The 1,900-nt window shown below is 34.6% G+C and carries 2 protein-coding genes and 1 pseudogene; all 3 read right to left on the bottom strand.

What is annotated here, in order from left to right:
* Window positions 1-138 precede the first annotated feature (138 nt).
* Entirely contained in the window at window positions 139-729 is a 591-nt protein-coding gene (locus tag Q0852_RS23485) for a hypothetical protein (protein ID WP_299022834.1), read from the bottom strand.
* A gap of 17 nt (window positions 730-746) precedes the next feature.
* Complete coding sequence (locus Q0852_RS23480; RefSeq protein ID WP_299022832.1) at window positions 747-1,655, bottom strand: AHH domain-containing protein; 909 nt, start codon at window positions 1,653-1,655, stop codon at window positions 747-749.
* Window positions 1,652-1,900: pseudogene (locus Q0852_RS23475) on the bottom strand (hypothetical protein); the annotation flags it as partial. The pseudogene Q0852_RS23475 and the gene Q0852_RS23480, both read right to left, overlap by 4 nt.

The raw sequence follows: 1,900 nt of genomic DNA, 5'->3' as shown, positions 1-1,900 counted from the left end.
GAACAGCTTTGGAGAAAACGTCATTTCGAGTAGTAAATCAGGCTCAGAAGGCACGATACGCTGAGGAGTTTGTTGGAGTGGGAATTGTTCAAAAACATTTTTAGATATAATGTAATATTCATTTTTCATATATCCGCCTTATAAAATTGGAGCTTCTTCTGATGTGTTAAACGGGGTTATTTGAATGAGTTTCGCGCCATGAATAGAAAAATACTTATCGGCCGCATCAATAATCCTGCCATCAAAGAAAATGGTGTCATCGGCACCTTTAACACGAAATACCAAGCGCTTGTGTAACGGGATTTTAGATAATTTTTCAGTCGAAATATAAACATCATGAACTAGCCTTTCTCCATCAACAGGACTAATTTCAATAGAACTTTCACTTTCATCCATTACATCAATTATATTTTTAACGGACATCAAATAACGCCCTTCTACTGCTGCATCAGCTAATTTAAGCTTAGCGGGATAAACCTCTACACCATAAGGATCAAAAGACATAATTATTTGAGCAGTGATAAAGTTAACCACACGCTCACCTTTATCAACAATATCAGGTAGTTCGTCGGCGAAACAATCATTGTCCTCCCATATAATAGGCTCTACTGATGACGTTGGCTGGTACTCATTATCTGAGTATAAAAATTCACGAACATCAACATCAACAAACATTGTGTTGCTAGCATAAACATTTTCTGAAAATGTACCTAATTCAATTAGTTCCACTCATGGCCTCACATTAATTATAGTTCTCTTACTGATTTCAATCGATTAGAAACCCAATACTTACTCTTGACTTCACCTTTAGATGGTATAAATTTAGTCTCAATCCTAAAAATTCGCTTAAGAGTCTTACCTTTTTTCGTTATCTTTTCTGAGTAAATAAAGTATTGTTCTTGTTCATTATAATAGTTTTTTTCTGTGCGATTTTCATCTATATATCGCTTTGTCTCTGCGCTATCATATACAGGCTTTCCCATACTACTATTTGTCTTGAAGTGTACACGCGTTGGTTTACACTTCCCACAGCCACATGGATTTGACTTTTTATGATATATCCGACCATTTGGTGTTAAAAGTAACTTAAACTTTGATAGCCAATCAAGGACTCTTAGGGAAAAATTATCCAGCCTATTAACATATATTTTATACTTTGTCTTACAATTAAGATCTTTTAGCGTCAAACCAAGTTTTATTGCTACTACTTTATGATATCCTTTAACTTTTTTGTGTTTAACAACATCCATGTCTTCTGGATTCAATTTACTAATATCTAATGCTAGTGACCCATTACCAAGATTATCGTATGTTTTTGTCCTTGGTGAATAGAAGTCAGAAACAATTTCTTCCTCCATATGATATGTGCTAATTTCATGGCAAGGCATTTCATAATGACAAGCAATTTCACTCAAAGCCGGTAATAAAACAACATTAAAACCATTATTAATTGACCAACCTTTATTTCCAAATTGTTTTCTACGACTAGTAGATAGTTTAGAAACGACATTATTTGATATCAAATGGTGACCAGCAAGAGCATGCGATTTAAAATTCAGCAAATGTGAATTTCTAATACAATTTTCAACAAGTTCATGCGAGTACTTTGGACTAAGCCGACCATCAAATTCCAGTATCTTTTTTTTAGCACTCATGACTTCTTCTTAGTTTTTCGGTTATTTCTCTTTAAGGCATCTTCACATTGATTCTTCTTAGTGCCTGCTATTCGCTTACAAACATCACATCGAATCACCTCATCCGATTTTTTCTCATTAACCTTATCTTCACTTTTCTGTGATTGAGCGGTTTTACCGGTATCATGCTTTGTCTTCGCCGGATATTTTTTTTCGCTCTTTCCTAAAATTCGAGAAAACAGGTCATCAAACTCCCCCATTGCTTG

The organism is uncultured Photobacterium sp., assembly GCF_947502415.1.
In the GTDB taxonomy this organism is placed as follows: domain Bacteria; phylum Pseudomonadota; class Gammaproteobacteria; order Enterobacterales; family Vibrionaceae; genus Photobacterium.
The sequence above is the reverse complement of the archived record's forward strand: the minus strand, read 5'-3'. Positions and strand labels throughout refer to the sequence as shown.